We start from the raw sequence: 19,049 nt of genomic DNA, 5'->3' as shown, positions 1-19,049 counted from the left end.
CGCTTCGCGACCCAGGAGGATCCATGAGCAACGCCGATGTCATCCGCTCCCACTACGCCGCCAGCGACCGCGGCGACCTGCCGGGCATGATCGCCCCGTTCGCCGCGGACATCCGCTGGACCGAGGCCGCCGGCTTCCCGTACGCCGGCACCTATGTCGGTCCCGACGCCGTCGCCGCGAACGTGTTCGGACGCATCGCCGAGGAGTGGGACGACTACACCGTCGCGATCGACGAGGTGATCGACGGCGGCGACACGGTCGTCGGCGTCGGCACCTACTCCGGCACCTATCGGGCCACCGGCCGCTTCATGGCGGCGCGCGTGGCGCACGTCTGGCGGCTGCGCGAGGGCGAGGTCGTCGCCTTCGAGCAGTTCACCGACACCGAGCTCGTGAACCGCGCGATCCGGGACTGACCGGAGCGCGAGTCCGTGCACCCCCGCACGACCCCGCGAGGACCCCTCGCACACCCGAGAGGCAGGAATCACATGAACAAGCGGATCATCGCCGCGACCGCCGCCCTGGCGGCGGGCGCACTGGCGCTGTCGGGCTGCTCCGCCGACGCCGGCGGGGGCGAGGGCGCCCCCATCGTCGTCGGCTCCGTCAACACCATCAGCGGACCGGCCACCTTCCCGGAGGCGTCCCAGGCCGCAGCCGCCGTCTTCGACGCGTTCAACGAGGCCGGGGGCCTCGACGGACGCACGATCGACTACAAGATGCTCGACGACAAGGGCGACCCGGCGACCGCCACGGCCTCGGCGCGCGAGCTCGTCGGCAGCGACGGCGCCGTCGCGCTCGTGGGCTCGGCGAGCCTCATCGAGTGCGAGATCAACGCGAAGTACTACGAGCAGGAGGGGATCCTGTCGATCCCGGGCATCGGCGTCGACACCGGCTGCTTCGACAGCGAGAACATCTCGCCGGCGAATGTCGGCCCGTTCAACGACATGACCCTGACGCTGATGTACGGCTCGGAGGTGCTCGGACTGCAGGACATCTGCGTCCTGCTGGAGATCGCCGGCTCCACGCGTCCGACCTACCAGGCGGCCATCGACAAATGGACCGAGATCACGGGCAAGAAGCCGACCTACGTGGACGACACCGTCCCGTACGGGGCGAGCGACTACACGCCGTACATCGTCAAGGCCCGGGAGGCCGGCTGCAAGGCCCTCGCGATCAACCCCGTGGAGCCGGACGCGATCGGCCAGGTCAAGGCCGCGAACGCACAGGGCTGGGACGACGTCACCTGGCTCTACCTGACGAGCGTCTACAGCGAGAACTTCGCCCAGGCGATCGACAACGCCGGCGCCGGGATCTACGTGCCCGCCGAGTTCTACCCGTTCACCGAGGAGAACGACATCAACAAGGACTGGCGGGACCTGATGACGGAGAACGACATCCCGCTCACCGCCTTCAGTCAGGGAGGCTACCTCGCCGCGACGCACTTCATCGAGGTGCTCAAGACGATCGACGGGGACATCACCCGGGAGAGCGTCGCCGAGGCGCTGCGCTCGATGGACCCCATCGAGAACCCGATGATCGGCACCCCTTACACCTTCGGCGTCGACAACACCGCCGGGTGGCCGATCGAGCTGAAGAGCGGCACGCACGCCTGGGAGAAGGTCGCCGACGACTGGTTCCGGATCGGCGAGTAGCCGCGCGGCGTCACCCCGGTCGTCGAGCGAGCGGGCCGCACCTCCCGGTCGTTGAGCGAGCGGAGCGAGACGAAACGCGTCGTCCGACGTTCGACGCGAGGGCGCGTTTCGTCTCGGTCGCTCCGCTCCCTCGCTCAACGACCGGGCGGGGGGCCGCTCCGGTCCCTCGCTCAACGACCCGGGGGAGGGCGCGACCGCACGACGACCGAGACCCCCCTCCCCCTCAGATCACAGAAAGGACGCATCATGCTCCAGGGCGCGATCGCCGGCCTCGCCGCCGGCGGCCTCTACGCCGTGCTGGGGGTGAGCCTCACACTGATGTCCCGGCTGGTCCGGGTCGTGAACTTCGCCCAGGCGGCGACCGGCATGTTCGGCGCGTTCACCGCCGTCTGGCTGGTCCGCCAGGTCGGCATGCCGATCTGGATCGGATCCGTGCTCGGCGTGCTCGTCGCCGGCCTGCTCGCCGCCGCGATCGGCTGGATCGCGGCGACCTGGCTCTCCGAGGCCTCCACGACGACGCGCTCGGCGATGACCGTCGGGCCGCTGCTGCTTCTCATCTCGCTGTCGTTCATCCTGTTCGGGAACAAGCCGCAGCCGTTCGCGCCGATCATCGCGGGTCCGGCCTTCTCGCTCGGCGGGGTCGTGATCAGCCAGGTCACCGTCGCGACCGTGCTCATGGCGGTGCTCAGCGCCGTCGGGGTGAAACTGGTCCTCAGCCGCACCCGGGTGGGGACGCAGCTGCGCGCGTTGTCCGAGCGCCCGACGACGGCGGAACTGCTCGGGATCCGGTCGCGTCCGCTGTCGATCGCGGTGTGGTTCGTCACCGGGGTGATCAGCGCCGTCGCGATCATCATCGTGGCGCCCTCGCAGTCCAACGACGCGACGAGCCTGGCCATGCTCATCATCCCGGCCGCCGCGGCGGCGCTCCTCGGCGGGTTCGCGCGGCTGGATCTCGCGGTCGTCGGGGGACTTGCCCTCGGCGTGCTCGGCGGCCTCGTCGCGCAGATCGACGAGGTCGCGCTCGTGCGCAACTTCCTCCCGTTCCTGTTCATCGTCGTCCTGCTCCTGTGGACGCAGCGCAAGGAGGTGTGGGATGCCGCACGCTGACCGCCCGCCGTTCGCCGACACTCGCGTCTTCCGCGTCGGCTGGCCCTTCGGCGTGGCCGTGATCGCCGTTCTCGTGGGCCTCCTGCTGAGCAACGTCCTTCCCGGCTACTTCGTCTTCCTCGCCATCAGCGCGGTCACCGCGGCGATCGCGATCCTGGGCCTGGGGATCGTCACCGGCTCCGCCGGGATGATCGCGCTGTGCCAGCTCACCTTCGCCGCGATCGGCGCGTGGATCGTGTCCCTGCTCAACGTCGTGCAGGCTCCCGGCGGATTCCTCCTCTGGCTCGTCGCCGGCGGCGTCGCGGCGGGACTGGCCGGGGTCCTCGTCGGACTGCCCGCGCTGCGGCTGCGGGGCGTCAACCTCGCGGTCGTGACCCTCGGCTTCGCCGCCGCGGCCGACGTCACGCTCGTGCAGATCCAGTTCCCCGGATCCGCGGACGGGACCGCCGTGGAACGGCCGGCGATGTTCGCGAGCGACAAGCAGTTCTTCTTCCTCTCGGTGATCGTGCTCGTGGTGTGCTGCCTGGGCGTGTTCTTCCTGCAGCGGGGACGGTGGGGGGCGAGCTGGAAGGCCGTGGCGTTCTCCGAGCGCGGCACGGCCGCCGCCGGGCAGAGCGTGCAGAGCGCCAAGCTCACCGCCTTCGCCGTGTCGGCGGCGCTGGGCGGGATCTCGGGCGGCCTGCTGGCCGGGCAGGTGCAGCTGCCGTTCGCCTCCAGCTTCACCCCGCTGCAGTCGCTGGCCCTGTACGTGCTCGCGATCATGTCCGGGGCGCACCTCATCGACATGGCGGTGCTCGGCGGGATCCTCTGGGTGCTCGTCCCCGAGCTCCTCAAGCGCTGGGGGGTGCCGCAGGACTGGGCGTTCGTCGTGTTCGGCGTCCTGGGCGTCCAGGCGCTCACGAGCGGGACCAATCTCGGCCAGGGGATCCGCAACCTCGTCTGGCGACGCCAGGACCGGCGTTCGTCGTCCGGCGCGCTGAGCGCTCTGCCGCCCGGCGCCGACGAGCACGCGACCGCCATCACCACCCGGACGACCGCGACCGTCGACACGGAAGCCCTCGACGGTGCCCCCGTGCTGACCGTCGAGGGGCTGACGGTGCAGTTCGGCGCGCTGAAGGCGCTCGACGACGTGTCCTTCCAGGTGCCTGCGGCCTCGATCATGGGGCTCATCGGCCCCAACGGCGCCGGCAAGTCCACGTTCGTCGACGCGATCAGCGGCTTCCTCCCGAAGCACGGCGGGCGGGTGCTGCTGGGCGACGAGGACCTGGCGGGGCTCTCGCCCACCCGCCGCGCGCGTCGCGGGCTTCGGCGCACGTTCCAGCAGGACCGGGTCCCGCCGCTTCTCACGGTCGGCGCCTACGTGCGCTTCGTGGCCCGGCGGCGGCTCTCGACGGCGGACATCGACGAGGCGCTGGCGTTCTTCGGCTGCCCTCCGGCCCGCGCGCGGCTCTCGAGCGTCGACGTGGGGACGCGGCGCCTCGTCGAGGTCGCCGCCGCCGTCCTCGCCCGGCCCCGGCTGCTCGTGCTGGACGAGCCGGCCGCCGGGCTGTCCCACGAGGAGCACCTCGCTCTGGCCGCGCGACTGCGGGAGCTGCCCGAACGGTACGGCGTGGCGCTAGTGATCATCGAGCACGATCTCGACCTCGTCCGGTCGGTGTGCCCCACGCTGACGGTGCTGGACTTCGGCCGCGTGCTCGCGAGCGGACCGCAGGCGGAGGTCCTGGCGGACCCGGACGTGATCAAGGCCTACATGGGGGAGACGGAGCTGCTGTCATGAGCGAACTGGTGCTGGACGGGGTCACCGTCAGCCGTGGGGCGGGCCCGGTGATCTCCGACGTCTCCCTGACGGTCCGCGGCGGTGAGGTCCTGGCTCTCGTGGGGCCGAACGGGGCGGGCAAGACGAGCCTCATCGAGGCGCTGTCGGGCGTGACGCCGCACTCGGCCGGGAGCGTCCGGCTCGACGGGGAGCCGATCGACCGTCTGTCGCGGGTCGCCCGCGCCCGCCGGGGCATCGTGCACATCGAGCAGGGCCGAGCGGTCTTCCCCTCCCTCACCGTGCGGGAGAACCTCTCCCTCACCGCCCGCACCCCGGCGGGCATCGAGGCGGCGCTCGCATCCTTCCCGGAGCTGGAGAAGCGGATCGACTCCCCCACCGCCCTGTTGTCGGGTGGGGAACAGCAGATGGTCGTGCTGGCCCGTGCGTTCGCGGCGAAGCCGCGGATCCTCCTCATCGACGAGATGTCGCTGGGGTTGGCCCCGGTGGTGTTCCTCCGGCTGATGCCGATCGTGCAGCGGATCGCGGAATCCGGCGTGGGAGTGCTTCTCGTGGAGCAGTTCACGCAGCTCGCGCTGGGGCTGGCTCGGGAGGCGGTGGTGGTGGCCGGGGGCCGGGTGTCGTTCCAGGGCACCGCCGAGGAGCTCGCCGCCGATCCGGCGCTGCTGCATCGCGCCTACCTCGGCGGCTGACCCGCGGCGCCCCTCCGCTTGTCGAGTGGTCAGTTTCTGTGGGTTGAGCGGCCCTCAACCCACATTTTCTGACCACTCGTCGGGAGGGGCGGGCTCGCGGGGCGGGATACGCTGGGCGGATGAGTCAGACCCTCCGCGCCCGCGCCGCTCTCCTCGACATGGACGGGACGCTCGTCGACTCGACCGCGGTCGTGGAACGGCTCTGGCTGGAGTGGGCGCAGCCGCACGGTCTCGACACGCAGACGGTGCTCGAGGTCGTCCACGGGCGCCAGGGGCACCAGAGCATGGCGATCCTGCTGCCGGACCGTGACCACGCGATCAACCTCGTCGAGAACGAGGAGCTGCTCGCGCGGGAGAGCGCCGACGTCGACGGCGTCGTCGAGATCGCGGGCGCCGGCACCTTCCTCACCGCGCTGCGGGACCTGCCGCACTCGATCGTCACCTCGGCGAACGTCTCGCTGATGACCGCCCGGATGCAGGCCGCTGGCCTGACGATCCCCGTCACGCGCGTCACCGCGGAGGACGTCACCGCGTCCAAGCCCGATCCGGAGGGGTTCCTCCTCGGTGCGCAGCGACTGGGGATCGCGCCGGAGGAATGCGTGGCCTTCGAGGACTCCGAGGCCGGGATCGCCGCAGCCAAGGCGGCCGGCATGCGCGTCGTCGGCGTCGGCACCGGAGCGACCCGCTTCTCGCCCGACGTCGTCGTGCCGGATCTGACGCACGTCCGCATCGAGCCGGACGGCGACGCGATCCTCTTCACGATCGACTGACGAGCGCGTCTCCGGTCCCAGCGCGAGAGACGCACACACCACCGCGTTTCGTCTCGTCGCTGCGCTCCTCGCTCAACGACCGAACCCGAACCCCCGTCTCGTCGCTGCGCTCCTCGCTCGACGACCGAACCCCGCCACCGGCCGTTGAGCGAGCGCAGCGAGACGAAACGCCCCGACCCCCGACGACCGAGGACGCGACGCGTCACATGCCGGCGTGCTCGAACGCGAGGGTGGGCACGTCCACGATGTGCGCTCCGCCGTCCACGACCAGGACCGCGCCCGTGATGTACGACGACTCCCCCGATCCGAGGAAGCGCACGGCGGACGCGATCTCGGCGGGCCGCGCCGGGCGCCCCAACGGCACGTCGGCGGTCACCGCGGAATAGGCGTCCTCACGCGAGGCGAGCTCGGCGTGCGCGGCGAACTCGTCCATCTCCTCGTCCGCCATGGGCGTCTGCACCCACCCCGGGCACACGGCGTTCACCCGCACGCCGTGACGGCCGTAGTCGCGGGCGAGCGTGCGCGTCAGCCCGATCAGCGCGTGCTTGCCGACCGTGTACCCCGCCACCGACGGACCCGCGAACAGGCCCGCGAGCGAGGACACCACGACGATCCGCCCCTTCGCCTCGATGAGCGCCGGAAGAGACTCCCGCGCCATCGTGAAGGCCGTCGTGAGATTCGCCCGGAGCGCCGCCGCCCAGCCCGCGTCATCCGTCTCGGTCACCGGAGCGAAGCCGTGCCCCCCGGCGTTGGCGACGAGCGCGTCGATCCGCCCGAACCGCGCGAGCGTCTCGGTGACCACCCGACGCGCGTCCGCCCCGTCCGCGGCGTCGGCGACGATCGGATGCGCCCCGACCGTGCGCTGCACGGCACGCAGGGGCTCCTCCCGCCTGCCGACCACCACGACGTGCGCCCCTTCGGCGGCGTAGCGCTCGGCGACGGCGGCGCCGATCCCGGTGCCTCCGCCCGTGATGATGACGACGTGTCCGGCGACGCTCGATCCGACGGTGTGTCCGGTGCCCATGGGGTCCTCCGATTCAGTGGGGAAGGGATGATGGTCGAGGTGCTCAGGCGGGGAAGCCGGACCGGGCGCTGACGCCGAAGTCGGCGAGGATCCCGGCGCCGTTGATGGCCCGCGCCCGCGGCGACAGCAGGTAGGCGACGTGGTCGGCGACCTCGTCGGCGCTCTGCACGGGATACGGCGCATCCCCGAACCCGTCCACGCCGAGATCGCCGCGGCTCATCGGCGTGTCGACGACGGACGGCGAGACGCTGGTGACGCGGATGCCGTCGCCGGCGAGGTCCACGGACAGAGCCCGGCCGAACTGCACCAGCGCCGCCTTGGACGCGCAGTAGGGTGCCATCCCCGGAGAGGCCACGACGGCCGAGTCGCTGGCGACGAGCACCACGGCGGCGGCGTCGGCGCGGCGCAGCGCGGGGAGAGCGTGCTTGAGCACGAGGAAGGCGCCCGTGACGTTCACCGCGAACACGGCCTCCCACGCGGCCAGCGGCGTCTGCTCGATGCCGCTGCCGACCGGCCCGGAGATGCCCGCGCAGCAGACGACGGCGTGCAGCACGTCGGTGCCGATGGCGGTGGCGACCTGGTCCTCCGCGGTGACGTCCGCCACACGGACGACCGCGTCCGCGATCGGCTCCGCCGTCTCGCGGAGCCCGGACTCGTCCCGATCCAGCAGCACGAGCCGCATGCCCTCGTCGGCGAGCGTCCGGGCGACGGCCCGGCCGATGCCTCCGGCGGCCCCCGTCACCAGCGCGGTCCTCCCCCGCAGCCGCAGCTCCATCGCCGCCCCCTCCGTCGTTCTCCCGAGCGGAGCGTCCGTCCGTGCAGCCGCCCCGTCCGTCATCCTGCTCCCCGCCCCGTCGTCCGCGAACGTCGCCGGACCCGGTGTGCGCCCTCGCACCAATGCCCTTCACTCACGGTCAACCCGCGTCGGCGGCGAAGGAGCAGACTCGCAACCACACCGACGGCACGACCCTGCCGCAACGCCGTCGCCGACACCGTCACCCGAGCGAAGGAGCCGACGTGGCCGACCCCAACCCCGTACCCGCGACCGCCCTGCACGAGGGGCCGGGCACCACCCTGCGCCCCGGCGCGCTCGGCGTGGCCGGCATCGTCTTCCTCGTCCTGGCCGCCGTCGCACCACTGACCGGCATCGTGGTGGTCGCCTCCCTGGCGATCGCGCTGGGCAACGGCGGAGGCACGCCGGTGTCGTTCTTCCTCGTCGCCGCGATCCTCCTGCTGTTCGCCATCGGCTACGCGCAGATGTCCAAGCAGCTCGTCAACGCCGGCGGCTTCTACGCGTTCGTCGTCAAGGGGCTCGGACGCACGGGCGGCCTCGTGGCCGGTCTCATCGCGACGCTGGGCTACAACTTCTTCGTCGTCGGGACGATCGGCACGAGCGGCTTCTTCATGCAGACCATCGTCCGGGACCTCACCGGGTTCGACCTGCACTGGATCGTCTGGGGCCTGCTGTCGATCGCGGTCTGCTTCGTGCTCGCGCGGATCGGAGTGGACTTCAGCTCGAAGGTCCTCGGCGTGTGCCTGGTGCTGGAAGTCCTCATGCTCGTCGTCTTCGACGTCTCGGTGCTCGTCCAGACCGGATACGACGTCTCCGCGTTCAGCCCCGAGTCCGTGTTCGGCGGGTCCCTTCCGATCGGGCTGCTGCTGGCGGCGACCGGTTTCCTGGGGTTCGAGGCCACGGCCCTGTTCAGCGAGGAGGCGAAGCAGCCGCTGCGCACGATCCCGCGCGCCACGTACACCGCCATCACCGCGATCGGCGTGATCCTCGGGGTGACCACGTGGGCGGTCGTCAGCGCCACCGGGGTCGCCCAGGCCCAGGGCGTCGCGCTGGAGCACCTGCCGACGGGGGACCTCATCTTCTCGCTCTCGCAGACATACCTCGGCGGACCGCTGACCACGGTCATGATGATCCTGCTGCTGGTGAGCCTGTTCGCCGCGATGCTCGCGTTCCACAACTCGGCCACCCGGTACCTCTACGCCCTCGGTCGGGCGCGGATCCTCCCGCACGCGTTCGCCCGCACCCGCACGACGGGAGCGCCGCAGATCGCCGGCATCGTGCAGGCCGGGTTCGCCGCGGCCGTGGCGGTGGTCTTCTTCCTCGCGGGAGCGGATCCGATCGTGACGCTCGTCCCGGCCATGCTCGGCTTCGGAACGCTCAGCGTGCTGATCCTGCAGGGGCTCGCCGCCCTGTCGATCGTCGTGTACTTCCGTCGCGTGAACGACACGCGGCTGTGGAGCACTCTGATCGCACCGGGGATCGGGTTCCTGGGGATCGCCGCGATCTCCGTGCTGGCGGTGGTGAACTTCGACATCGTCGCCGGTTCCCAGGAGCTCGCCATCCGTCTCATGCCGCTGCTTCTCGTCCTCGCGCTGATCGGCGGCATCGTCTACGCGACCTATCTGCGCCGGAACCGTCCCGCCGTCTACGACGGCCTCGCCACCGACCTCGAACGCGTCAGCAGCCGCTGACCGCTTCCCCGATCCACCACCGCCCCGGGTCCGCCCGGGGCCCACCGAAGGAGAACCATGACCACGCTGAACCCCGCCGACACCTCGACGTGGCTCCCCCTGGACGGGCTCGCCCCCGGATTCGACGCCAACAAAGCCCCCCACACGACCGCGCTCGACGGCCGCGAGGTGAGCGTCACCGCACCCAACGGCACCCGCATCAGCCACCGCTTCACCGCGGATCGCGTCACCTGGGACTACACGCCGGGAGCCGGCGACGCCACGGCGGCCTCCTCCGGAAGCGATGCGTACGAGGCGTTCGAGGTCGACGACGAGCTCTTCTTCGTCCAGTTCCACCACGAGAGCCTCCCGACCGAGGCGGTCTCGCTCGTGGTGGACCTCCGCCACGGCCGCGTCCTGTCCGTGGTGAGCCGGATCCTCCCTCCGGAGCAGGGACGCACGCGCGTCCAGCACTTCTTCGGTCCCGCCGAGATCGACGGGGCCGCCGTCTCCGGCGACGCGCCGGCGCCGACGCGCACGCTCATCGGCCGCCGGGTCGAGTGGGTGTACAGCACCGAGCACGCCTACGAGCACGTCTACCTGTCGGAGCGCTGGTACTCGTGGCAGTGCCTCGCGGGACCCGAGCGCGGCCTTGCCGACACGGACGAGAACAGCGTCTGGCAGATCCGGCCCGGGATCTACGTCTTCGCGTGGCGCGAGAAGGTGATCCCCTGCGCGTCCGTGACGATCGCCGATCACCGCGACGCCTCGCGGATCCGCTCGCACGGCGTCCTGTTCGGGCTGGACGAGTCCGGCGAGGTGCCGACGCACTTCACCTTCGGCGCGTGGGGACGACTGCTGTCGGTGACCCACCACGCCCCAGACCTCGAGCCCGCCTCGTTCCCCGGCGCCGACGGGGACGCCTGAGATGACGGACGCGCCCGCGGAACCCTCCCCCGACGCGCCGGCCGACCTCGTCGTGCGGGCGGGGACGATCCGGACCCTCGTCCGCGACGCCCCGTCCGCGGAGGCCTTCGCCGTGCGCGGCGGAAGGATCGCGGCGATCGGCGACCGGGAGGCGGTCGACGCGTGGCGGGGCCCGGACACGCGGATCGTGGACCTCGGTCCCGACGCCGCCGTGTATCCCGGGTTCGCCGACGTGCACAACCATCACGCGATCGCCGGGCGCACGGATCTGTTCGAGCTGGTCCTCACCCCCTCGCTGACGCTCGACGAGATCCTCGACCGCATCCGGGAGCGGGCGGCGAGCCTGCCCGAGGACGCGTGGATCGCGGGCGGCGTCGTCGCGACGACGCTCCTGCCGACCCTGGCGAGCACGGCCGTGCGTCGCAGGCTGGACGAGGCCGCCGGCGGGCGCCCCGTCGTGATCGCCGAGGACTCCCGGCACAACCGGTGGGCGAGCACGCGGGCGCTGGAGCTCGCCGGGATCACCGCCGGGTCCGTCCCCGCAGCCGGCGTGACGGTGCTCGACCCCGAGGACGGCACGCCCACCGGGGTCCTGCTGGAGGCGGCGGGGATCCCGGTGCAGGAGGCGTTCGAGCGTGCCGGAGGGCTGACGGCGGCTCAGCATCGGGAGGCGTCCCGGCGGGGCGTCGAGCTCGTGAGCTCCTACGGCATCACGGCGTTCCAGGATGCCGGGGTCTCGGTCGAGATCCTGGGCGCGCTGGCCGACCTGGACCGGGCGGGCGAGCTCGACGCGTGGGTGGTGTCGTCGCTCCTCGTCAACGACGAGATCTTCGGGGTGGATCCGGTGGGGATGCCCCTCATCGCGCAGGGCGAGCGGTTCCGGACCGTCCACCATCGTCCGGACTTCGTCAAGATCTTCCTCGACGGCGTACCGCCGGCCCGCACGGCGTCGTTCCTCGACCCCTATGTCGCGGACGACGCGCACGGCGCCCACTTCCACGGCACGACCACCATGACCGCGGAGGAGCTGCTCGGCTGGCTGCGCGTCGTGGACGCGCGGGGGCTCGGAGCGAAGATCCACTGCACCGGGGACGGATCCGCCCGCCTCGTCCTGGACGCCGCGCAGCAGCTGCGCTCGGAGGGCGTCGGCATGCCGCTGCAGATCGCGCACGGCCAGTTCCTCGCCGACGCGGACCTTCCGAGACTCGCCGAATTGAGGGCGACCGCGGACATCTCCCCGTTCATCTGGTTTCCCGGGGTCATCCCGGACGCGCTGGCCGAGGTGCTCGGCGAGCGCGCCGAGCACTCGCAGCCCAATCGCGCGCTGATCGATTCCGGCGCGCTCGTCGCCGGGGGCTCGGACTGGCCGGTGAGCGAGTCGCCGAACCCCCTGGAGGGGATCCAGGGGCTGGTCACCCGTGCCGACCCGCTCGGTCGTGCGCCCGGCGTGCTGTGGCCGGAGCAGGCGATCACCGCCGAGGAGGCGCTGGAGGTGTTCACGATCAACGCGGCGACGGCGATGGGCCTGGGCGACGAGACGGGTTCCCTGGCCGTGGGCAAGTCCGCCGATTTCGTCGTGCTGGACCGCGACGCGATCGCAGGGCCGCCGGAGGACATCGTGCGCACCCGGGTGCTGTCCACCTGGTTCGCCGGGCGCGAGGTCTTCTCCGCCTCCTAGCCGTCTCACCCTCATCGAGTGGTCAGTTTCTGTGGGTTGACACCGTCTCAACCCACAGAAACTGACCACTCGCTGCGTTGCGGCGGACTTTTGGTATTCGGTGTTGCCAAGTACCGGTACTCAGTGTTACCGTCTAGTGGTACCTAGCAACACTGAATATCAACGTCACCGAATAGCGAAAGCAGGACGACATGGGCAAGCAGCTGACGGAGATGCTGAAGGGCACCCTCGAAGGCATCGTTCTCGCCACCCTCGCGACCCGGCCGGCCTACGGCTACGAGATCACCGCGCGCCTGCGCGAGCAGGGCTTCACCGAGATCGTGGAGGGCACCGTCTACGCCCTTCTCGTCCGGATCGAGCAGCGCGGGCTCGTGGACGTGGAGAAGGTCCCGTCCGAGAAGGGACCGCCCCGCAAGGTCTTCACCCTCAACGCGCAGGGCCGCGCCGCCCTCGACGAGTTCTGGGAGACCTGGACCTTCCTCGAGGAGCGCATCGACCGGCTCCGCACCCCCGACGACATCCGCACCACCCCCCAAGGAGAATGACCATGGCCGCACCCAAGTGGATCGAAGCCCTCACCGGCTCCCTCGACCAGAAGAAGCAGTACAAGAAGGACATGGCCCGCATCGAGGCCCTGCCCGAGCCGTACCACGCCGCCGCCAAGGCCTGCCACCGGTACCTGATGTACAACGGCCCCGTCGAGGACGGCGCCACGCTCATCACGATGTTCACAGACTTCGCCGACCTGTGGGAGTCCGCGGTCGCCGACGGCACGCCGCTGCGCGACATCGTCGGCGACGACCCGGTGGACTTCATCGAGACGTTCGCCGCCGCCTACTCGGGCAAGAACTGGATCGACAAGGAGCGCGCCCGCCTGACCAAGGCCGTCGATGAGGCCGAGCGCGTCGCGAAGGAGAAGGAATGATGACCGCCCTCACCGCCACCCGCCCGGCCATCCGGGTCCAGGGGATCACCAAGTCCTACAAGGACCTCCAGGTCCTGCGCGGCGTCGAGTTCGACGTGGCGGAGGGCAGCATCTTCGCCCTCCTCGGCTCCAACGGCGCCGGGAAGACAACGCTCGTGCGCATCCTGTCGACGCTGCTGAAGGCCGACGGCGGCACCGCCACGGTGAACGGCTTCGACGTCGGCGCCGAGTCCGACGACGTGCGCGAGTCGATCAGTCTCACCGGGCAGTTCGCCGCCGTGGACGAGGTGCTGAGCGGGCGCGAGAACCTCGTGCTCGTCGCTCAGCTGCGGCACCTGAAGGACCCGGGCGCCGCCGCCGACGCGATGCTCGCGCGGTTCTCGCTCACCGAGGCGGGCTCGCGCAAGGCCGGGACGTACTCCGGCGGCATGCGTCGCCGGCTCGACATCGCGATGAGCCTCATCGGGGACCCGGCGATCATCTTCCTCGATGAGCCCACGACGGGCCTGGACCCCCAGGCGCGCATCGAGGTCTGGGACACCGTCCGCGACCTCGCCCGCGGCGGCACGACCGTGCTGCTGACGACCCAGTACCTGGACGAGGCCGAGCAGCTCGCCGACCGCATCGCGATCCTCCACCGGGGCACCATCATCCAGAACGGCACGCTCGCCGAGCTCAAGCAGCTGCTCCCCTCGGCCACGGTCGAGTACGTGGAGAAGCAGCCGAGCCTCGAGGACGTCTTCCTCGCCCTCGTCGGCGACGCCTCGCCGTCCGAGTCCGACGCGCCGGCCGAGGCCGGCACGTCCCGAAAGGAACTCCGATGACCACTCACGTCCTGCGCGACACCGGCGTGCTCACGAGCCGGTCCCTGCGCCACATCCTCCGCAGCCCCGACACGATCATCACCACGGCGGTCACGCCGATCGCGATGATGCTGCTGTTCGTCTTCGTCCTCGGCGGCGCGATCCGCACCGGGACGGAGGGGTCGTACATCGACTACATGCTCCCGGGGATCCTCCTCATCACCATCGCCTCCGGCATCGCCTACACCGCGTACCGGCTGTTCCTGGACATGCAGGGCGGCATCTTCGAGCGCTTCCAGTCCATGCCGATCGCGCGTTCGAGCGTGCTGTGGGCGCACGTGCTGACCTCGCTGGTCGCGAACGTGGTGTCGCTGGCGATCGTCGTGGGCGTCTCGTTCCTCATGGGCTTCCGCACCGGGGCGTCCGTGGGGGCCTGGTTCGCCGTGGCGGGGATCCTCGTGCTGTTCACCATGTCGCTGACCTGGATCGCCGTGATCGCGGGCCTGGCCGCCAAGACCGTGGACGGGGCGAGCGCGTTCAGCTACCCGCTGATCTTCCTCCCGTTCATCAGCTCCGCGTTCGTGCCGACGTCGTCGATGCCCGGACCGGTCGCCTGGTTCGCCGAGCACCAGCCGGTGACATCCATCGTGAACACGATCCGTGCGCTGTTCGCGGGCCAGCCCGTCGGAGGGGAGATCTGGGTCGCCCTGGCCTGGATGCTCGGGGTCCTCGTCGTCGCCTACGGCGTCGCCGTGGCCCTGTACAAGAAGCGGCTGCGCTGACCCGGGGCGCCCCGTGCGACATCCGCCCCGCCCCGCATCGCCACGAGACGCGGTGACCTGACCATCCGTCGGGTCACCGCGTTTCGTCTCTCCCCGGTCGTTGAGCGAGGAGCGCAACGACGAGACGAAACGCGCCCAGCCCGGGTCACCGCGTTTTCGACTCGCTCCGCTCGCTCAACGACCGAAAGTGCCCACCCCCGGTCGTTGAGCGAGGAGCGCAGCACCGCGACGAAACGCGCCCAGCACCCGGGTCACCGCGTTTCGACTCGCTCCGCTCGCTCAACGACCGGGGAGGAGCGGTCACGGAGCCGCCAGAGGAGCCAGCCGCCGCCGAGCGGGACGAGAAGGAAGACCAGGATGATCCCGAAGTGCCAGCCGTTGAGGCCGACGACAAGGCCGCCCGGGATCTGCGGGGTCGGCGCCTCGCCCGCCCCGGCGGTCCCCGCCGATGTGCCGACCGCGTGGCCGACGATCGCGACGAGGAAGCCCAGCGCGAGCGCCGCGAACGGGAGGAGGATCGCCACCGCCTTCTCCCACCCACGCCACATCCGGCTGGACAGCACGAGCACGACGCCGATGACCCAGCCCGCGAGCGGGACGAGGAAGCCGCCGAACGCGAGGACCAGAGCCGCGACGATCGCGAAGCCGCGTGATGCGCCGAGCGGTGTCGGGGCCGGGGCGGGAGCGGCCGCTCTCGGCGGTGCGGGCGCGCGCTCCGGCTCCGTCGCGTCCCCCGCGGCCCGCGCGATCTCGAGCGGGTCCCCGAGCTGGGCGATCCGCGCGTCCAGCTCGGCTCCGTCCAATCCCTCCAGCTCCTCCGCGATTCCGCTGCGCAGGTCGGCGGCGACACGATCGGGCAGGTCGCTCAGCGCCGCGTCGAGGTCGGCGAGGTAGCGCGCCCGCCGCCGATCGGCGTCCGACGTCGGTTCTGTCATGACTCCTCCTCGGAGATCAGCGCGGCGACGCTGCGCGCGAACGGGTCCCACTGGCGGCGGAACCGGGCGAGCTGCTCTTCGCCGTCTCCGGTCAGCTCGTAGTACCGGCGCACCGGCCCCGCATCGGAGCGCTGGTCGAAGGTGCGCACCCATCCGCTCTGCCGCAGCCGGGCGAGAAGCGGGTAGAGCGTCCCGATGCTCGCGATCATGCCCGCGGCCGTGAGCTGCTCGGCAAGCTCCCAGCCGTAGCGCGGACCGCGCGCGAGCAGCCCGAGCACGCAGTACTCGACCACCCCTTTGCGCATCTGCGATCCGACATCGACTGTCATGCGAAACAAGCTAGCTGGTGACGCAAGACAGGTCAATCGAGACCCGGCGCCGCCCGGGTCACCGCGTTTCGACTCGCTTCGCTCGCTCAACGACCGAGACACCCACCCGGTCGTTGAGCGAGGAGCGCAGCACCGAGACGAAACGCGCCCAGCCCGGGTTGCCGCGTTTCGACTCGCTTCTGTCGCTCCACGACCGAGAAGCGTCGCTCGGCGAGCGGGGCCGCCGGGGCCGGGTCCGAACGGTGGAACGGAAACTAGACTGGAGCGGGCCGTTCAGCCGGGGAGGTCATCAGGTGCCGATCACGCGGGCCGTGCGGGAGACGGCGGAGCAGCACCCCGATCGGCTCGCGATCGTGGGGGACGACGAATCACTCACGTACCGGCAGCTCGTCGCGGACTCGCGCCGGGTGTTCGCCGTCGTCGACGCCGCGCACCGCGCCCAGACCGCCCCTCCGACACCCGCTCCGGAGACGGGCGGGATCCCGATCACGGCGGTCAGCCTGTCCGACGCGTTCCACACCGCCCGCATCGTCGCCGCGCTGGCCGGATACCGCGCCGTCTCCGCGACCCTCGATCCGCAGTGGCCCCTCGACCACCGCGTCCGGGTGATCGTCTCCACGGGGATCGGCGTGGTGGTCAGCGATTCCCCGGACCTGCGCCGTGCTCTCGCCGACGGCGGCTGGACCGGGACCGTCCTCACCCTCGACGAGTTCCGCTCCCGCGAGGACGCCGTCGAGGCCGACGACGCCACCGCCCCGGAACCGACGGTGCGGGCGGACGACGAGGCGTTCCTGCTCCTCTTCTCCTCCGGCACGACCAGCGACCCGAAGGCCTTCCTCAAGACCCGACGGCAGTACCGCGCCAACGTCGCCGTCTCCGCCGCGCACCTCGAACCGCTCCCGGGTGTCGCGACCCTCGCTCCCGGTCCGCTCTCGTACAGCCTCACCCTCTATGCGCTGATCGAATGCCTCGCGACGGGAGGATCGGCGCACCTCGCCGACGCCTTCGACCCGGTGCGGATGGCGGCGCGGATCCCCGCCGAAAGCATCACCCGGATCGTCGCCGTCCCCGCCGTCGTGCGCGCGCTCACCGATGCCGCGCGACGGGATCCGCTCCGGTTCGCCGGGCTGGACCTCGTCGTCACGGGCGGAGCGAACCTGCCCGCGGCGATCCGCGATGGGCTCGGCGAGGTGCTCCCCCACGTGCGGCTGATCAGCTACTACGGCGCGGCCGAGATCGGCTTCATCGGAGACAGCCGGGACGGCGACGGCACACTGATCACGCTCTACGACGGCATCCTCGCCCGGATCCGCGACGACGACGGACGCGACGTGCCCGACGGGGAGCTCGGCACGCTGTGGATCCATGCCGAGGCCGCCTCGGACGGCTATCTCGCGGCCACCACGGGCGCGGTCCTGCGCGACGACGACGGATGGGCGACCGTGCACGATCAGGCGCGGATCGTCGACGGGCGGCTGCACCTCGCCGGTCGGGCGGGCGACATCGTCGTGACCGGCGGACACAAGGTCTCCCTTCCCGACGTCGAGCGCGCGTTCGCCGACGCGCCCGGTGTCGGCGCCGTGTGCGCGGTGTCGCTTCCCGACGAGGACCTCGGGCGGATCGTGGCGCTCGTCGTCGAGCCGGCCGCCGCCGCGCCGGGCGGGGTCGCCACGCCCTCGCGCACCCGGAGCACGGCGGCCACCCCTGCCCCCGCTCCCGCCCCGTCCCCCGCCCCGGACCAGCCGGCGACGCTCCCGGACAAGACGAGCCTGCGCGCGTGGGCGCGCGGTCGGCTCGCCCCGCAGTTCGTGCCGCGGCAGTGGTACGTGCTGCCGCGTCTGCCGCGCACCGCGGGCGGGAAGATCCGCCGGATCGAGACCGCCGAGCGGATCCTGGCCGGCGAGGGGGTACGGCTGTGATGCGGCGGGCGGTCGTCACCGGGATGGGCGCGATCACGCCCAGCGGACTCACCGCCGACGCGCTGTGGGAGTCCGTCGTCCAGGGGCGCAGCGCCGTCTCCGTCCTCGACGAGCCCGAGTTCGCCTCCCTCCCCGTCCGGATCGGCGGCCGGGTACGCGGATTCGATGCCGCGGGGCTCGTGGAGCCCGGCCTGCAGCGCCGGCTGAGCCCCGTCCAGATCTGGGCGATCGCGGCGGCGGACGAGGCGCTCGCCTCGGCCGGGGCGGCCGGGGCGGAGCGCGCCGCCGGAGCATGGGCGCCGGAGCGCTTCGACGTCCTCGCGGCCACCGGGTCCGGGCCGGTCGACGCCATGCAGTCCGCGACCCGTGCCCTGGCGGCGCGCGGCCCTCGCGGCGTCCCCCTCGCCCTGGTCGTGCACGGCGCGCCCGACGCCGCGGCCGCGCTGCTCAGCCAGCGGTACGGCGCGCGCGGCCCCGCGCACGGTGTGACCGCGACGTGCGCATCCGGCGCCGTCGCCCTCGGCGATGCGCTGCGTCGGATCCGTCACGGCTATTCCGACACCGTGCTCGTCGTCGGGATGGAGGACTGTCTGAACCCGGTGAACCTCGCCGCCAACGCGAACCTGCGCGCGCTCGCGAACGGATACGAGGACGATCCGGGGTCGGCCAGCCGCCCCTTCGACCGCGGACGACGCGGGTTCGTGATGGCGCAGGGCGCCGCGGCGCTCCTCCTCGAGGCCGAGGAGGTCGCCGATGCACGGGGCGCGACTCCCCTGGCCGTGCTGAGCGGGTTCGGGGAGTCCAGCGACGCGTTTCACGCCACCGCGCCGCAGCCCGAAGGACGAGGCGCCGCGCAGGCGATCCGCTCCGCGCTGGACGACGCGGGGGTCTCCGCGGAACAGGTCGATCACGTGAACCTCCACGGCACCGGGACCCCGGCGGGGGACGCCGCGGAGATCGCCGCCCTCCGCGACGTGTTCGGGCCCCGCCTGCCGGGCATCCCGCTCACGGCGCCGAAGTCCGGCACCGGTCACCTGCTCGGCGCGTCCGGCGTCGTGGAGGCGATCCTGGCCGTCCAGTCCCTGCGCACCGGGCTCGTGCCGCCCACCCTGAACCTCGACGACCCGGAGTTCCCGGACGCGGATCTCGTGACCGGCGAGGCCCGGGCCGTGTCGCCGCGCACCGTCCTGTCGACGTCGTTCGGCTTCGGCGGCCACAACGGCGCCGTCGTCCTCGCCCCCGCGCCGGCCCGCGCCTGATGCTCCGACCGCC

Annotated in this window: 19 protein-coding genes; 15 read left to right on the top strand and 4 right to left on the bottom strand. The window is 71.8% G+C overall.

What is annotated here, in order from left to right:
• Positions 1-23: 23 nt before the first annotated feature.
• The 6 genes from V6R91_RS24990 (at position 24) to V6R91_RS24965 (ending at position 5,992) form a co-directional block, all read left to right on the top strand.
• Positions 24-413: a nuclear transport factor 2 family protein gene (locus tag V6R91_RS24990; RefSeq protein ID WP_067246504.1), complete on the top strand. Its 390-nt coding sequence runs from the start codon at positions 24-26 to the stop codon at positions 411-413.
• A gap of 72 nt (positions 414-485) precedes the next feature.
• Complete coding sequence (locus V6R91_RS24985; RefSeq protein WP_336397498.1) at positions 486-1,649, top strand: ABC transporter substrate-binding protein; 1,164 nt, start codon at positions 486-488, stop codon at positions 1,647-1,649.
• Between the two features lie 246 nt (positions 1,650-1,895).
• The gene (locus V6R91_RS24980; protein WP_336397497.1) at positions 1,896-2,756 is read left to right on the top strand and encodes a branched-chain amino acid ABC transporter permease; all 861 of its coding nucleotides are present in this window, start codon (positions 1,896-1,898) and stop codon (positions 2,754-2,756) included.
• Positions 2,743-4,533, top strand: a complete 1,791-nt coding sequence (locus V6R91_RS24975) for a branched-chain amino acid ABC transporter ATP-binding protein/permease (protein ID WP_336397496.1) — start codon at positions 2,743-2,745, stop codon at positions 4,531-4,533. Before V6R91_RS24980 ends, V6R91_RS24975 begins: the two co-directional genes overlap by 14 nt.
• Complete coding sequence (locus V6R91_RS24970) at positions 4,530-5,222, top strand: ABC transporter ATP-binding protein (RefSeq protein WP_336397495.1); 693 nt, start codon at positions 4,530-4,532, stop codon at positions 5,220-5,222. The genes V6R91_RS24975 and V6R91_RS24970 overlap by 4 nt, the downstream gene beginning before the upstream one ends.
• Positions 5,223-5,341: 119 nt before the next feature.
• Positions 5,342-5,992 carry an HAD-IA family hydrolase gene (locus V6R91_RS24965; protein ID WP_271061969.1) on the top strand — a complete coding sequence of 217 codons (651 nt, stop codon included), beginning with the start codon at positions 5,342-5,344 and terminating at the stop codon, positions 5,990-5,992.
• A gap of 202 nt (positions 5,993-6,194) precedes the next feature.
• Here the strand turns inward: V6R91_RS24965 and V6R91_RS24960 are convergent, their stop codons facing one another.
• Together V6R91_RS24960 and V6R91_RS24955 are read right to left on the bottom strand one after the other, a co-directional pair.
• On the bottom strand, positions 6,195-7,016 hold the full coding sequence (locus tag V6R91_RS24960; protein WP_336397494.1) for an SDR family NAD(P)-dependent oxidoreductase: 822 nt from the start codon (positions 7,014-7,016) through the stop codon (positions 6,195-6,197).
• 43 nt (positions 7,017-7,059) lie between these two features.
• Positions 7,060-7,791, bottom strand: a complete 732-nt coding sequence (locus V6R91_RS24955; RefSeq protein ID WP_336397493.1) for an SDR family NAD(P)-dependent oxidoreductase — start codon at positions 7,789-7,791, stop codon at positions 7,060-7,062.
• A gap of 242 nt (positions 7,792-8,033) precedes the next feature.
• On the opposite strand from V6R91_RS24955, the gene V6R91_RS24950 reads away from it, so the two are divergent.
• The 7 genes from V6R91_RS24950 to V6R91_RS24920 all read left to right on the top strand — a co-directional run bounded on the left by V6R91_RS24950 (position 8,034) and on the right by V6R91_RS24920 (position 14,594).
• On the top strand, positions 8,034-9,500 hold the full coding sequence (locus V6R91_RS24950) for an APC family permease (RefSeq protein WP_336397492.1): 1,467 nt from the start codon (positions 8,034-8,036) through the stop codon (positions 9,498-9,500).
• Between the two features lie 57 nt (positions 9,501-9,557).
• Positions 9,558-10,406, top strand: coding sequence for a molybdenum cofactor biosynthesis F family protein (locus V6R91_RS24945; protein WP_336397491.1), 849 nt, complete (start codon positions 9,558-9,560; stop codon positions 10,404-10,406).
• 1 nt (position 10,407) lies between these two features.
• The gene (locus V6R91_RS24940; protein ID WP_336397490.1) at positions 10,408-12,084 is read left to right on the top strand and encodes an amidohydrolase; all 1,677 of its coding nucleotides are present in this window, start codon (positions 10,408-10,410) and stop codon (positions 12,082-12,084) included.
• A 191-nt stretch (positions 12,085-12,275) separates the two neighbouring features.
• A complete protein-coding gene (locus V6R91_RS24935; RefSeq protein WP_271061975.1) occupies positions 12,276-12,629 on the top strand; it encodes a PadR family transcriptional regulator in 354 nt (117 codons plus the stop codon).
• 2 nt (positions 12,630-12,631) lie between these two features.
• Positions 12,632-13,009: a DUF1048 domain-containing protein gene (locus V6R91_RS24930; protein WP_271061976.1), complete on the top strand. Its 378-nt coding sequence runs from the start codon at positions 12,632-12,634 to the stop codon at positions 13,007-13,009.
• Positions 13,009-13,833 carry an ABC transporter ATP-binding protein gene (locus V6R91_RS24925; protein ID WP_336397682.1) on the top strand — a complete coding sequence of 275 codons (825 nt, stop codon included), beginning with the start codon at positions 13,009-13,011 and terminating at the stop codon, positions 13,831-13,833. Before V6R91_RS24930 ends, V6R91_RS24925 begins: the two co-directional genes overlap by 1 nt.
• Positions 13,830-14,594, top strand: a complete 765-nt coding sequence (locus V6R91_RS24920) for an ABC transporter permease (RefSeq protein ID WP_336397489.1) — start codon at positions 13,830-13,832, stop codon at positions 14,592-14,594. Before V6R91_RS24925 ends, V6R91_RS24920 begins: the two co-directional genes overlap by 4 nt.
• Before the next feature lie 251 nt (positions 14,595-14,845).
• Here V6R91_RS24920 and V6R91_RS24915 read toward each other — a convergent pair whose 3' ends face one another.
• Complete coding sequence (locus V6R91_RS24915; protein WP_336397488.1) at positions 14,846-15,529, bottom strand: hypothetical protein; 684 nt, start codon at positions 15,527-15,529, stop codon at positions 14,846-14,848.
• Positions 15,526-15,858 carry a PadR family transcriptional regulator gene (locus V6R91_RS24910; RefSeq protein WP_231821344.1) on the bottom strand — a complete coding sequence of 111 codons (333 nt, stop codon included), beginning with the start codon at positions 15,856-15,858 and terminating at the stop codon, positions 15,526-15,528. The genes V6R91_RS24915 and V6R91_RS24910 overlap by 4 nt, the downstream gene beginning before the upstream one ends.
• A gap of 293 nt (positions 15,859-16,151) precedes the next feature.
• Between V6R91_RS24910 and V6R91_RS24905 the strand changes: the two genes are divergently transcribed.
• Positions 16,152-17,777 (top strand): class I adenylate-forming enzyme family protein, encoded by a 1,626-nt coding sequence (locus tag V6R91_RS24905; protein WP_336397487.1) that lies wholly within the window; start codon positions 16,152-16,154, stop codon positions 17,775-17,777.
• Positions 17,777-19,036, top strand: coding sequence for a beta-ketoacyl-[acyl-carrier-protein] synthase family protein (locus V6R91_RS24900; RefSeq protein WP_336397681.1), 1,260 nt, complete (start codon positions 17,777-17,779; stop codon positions 19,034-19,036). The genes V6R91_RS24905 and V6R91_RS24900 overlap by 1 nt, the downstream gene beginning before the upstream one ends.
• Positions 19,037-19,049: the final 13 nt, after the last annotated feature.

It is taken from the genome of Microbacterium sp. CCNWLW41 (assembly GCF_037083505.1).
Note: the sequence above shows the minus strand (reverse complement) of the source record. Positions and strands in the feature narration are given on the sequence as shown.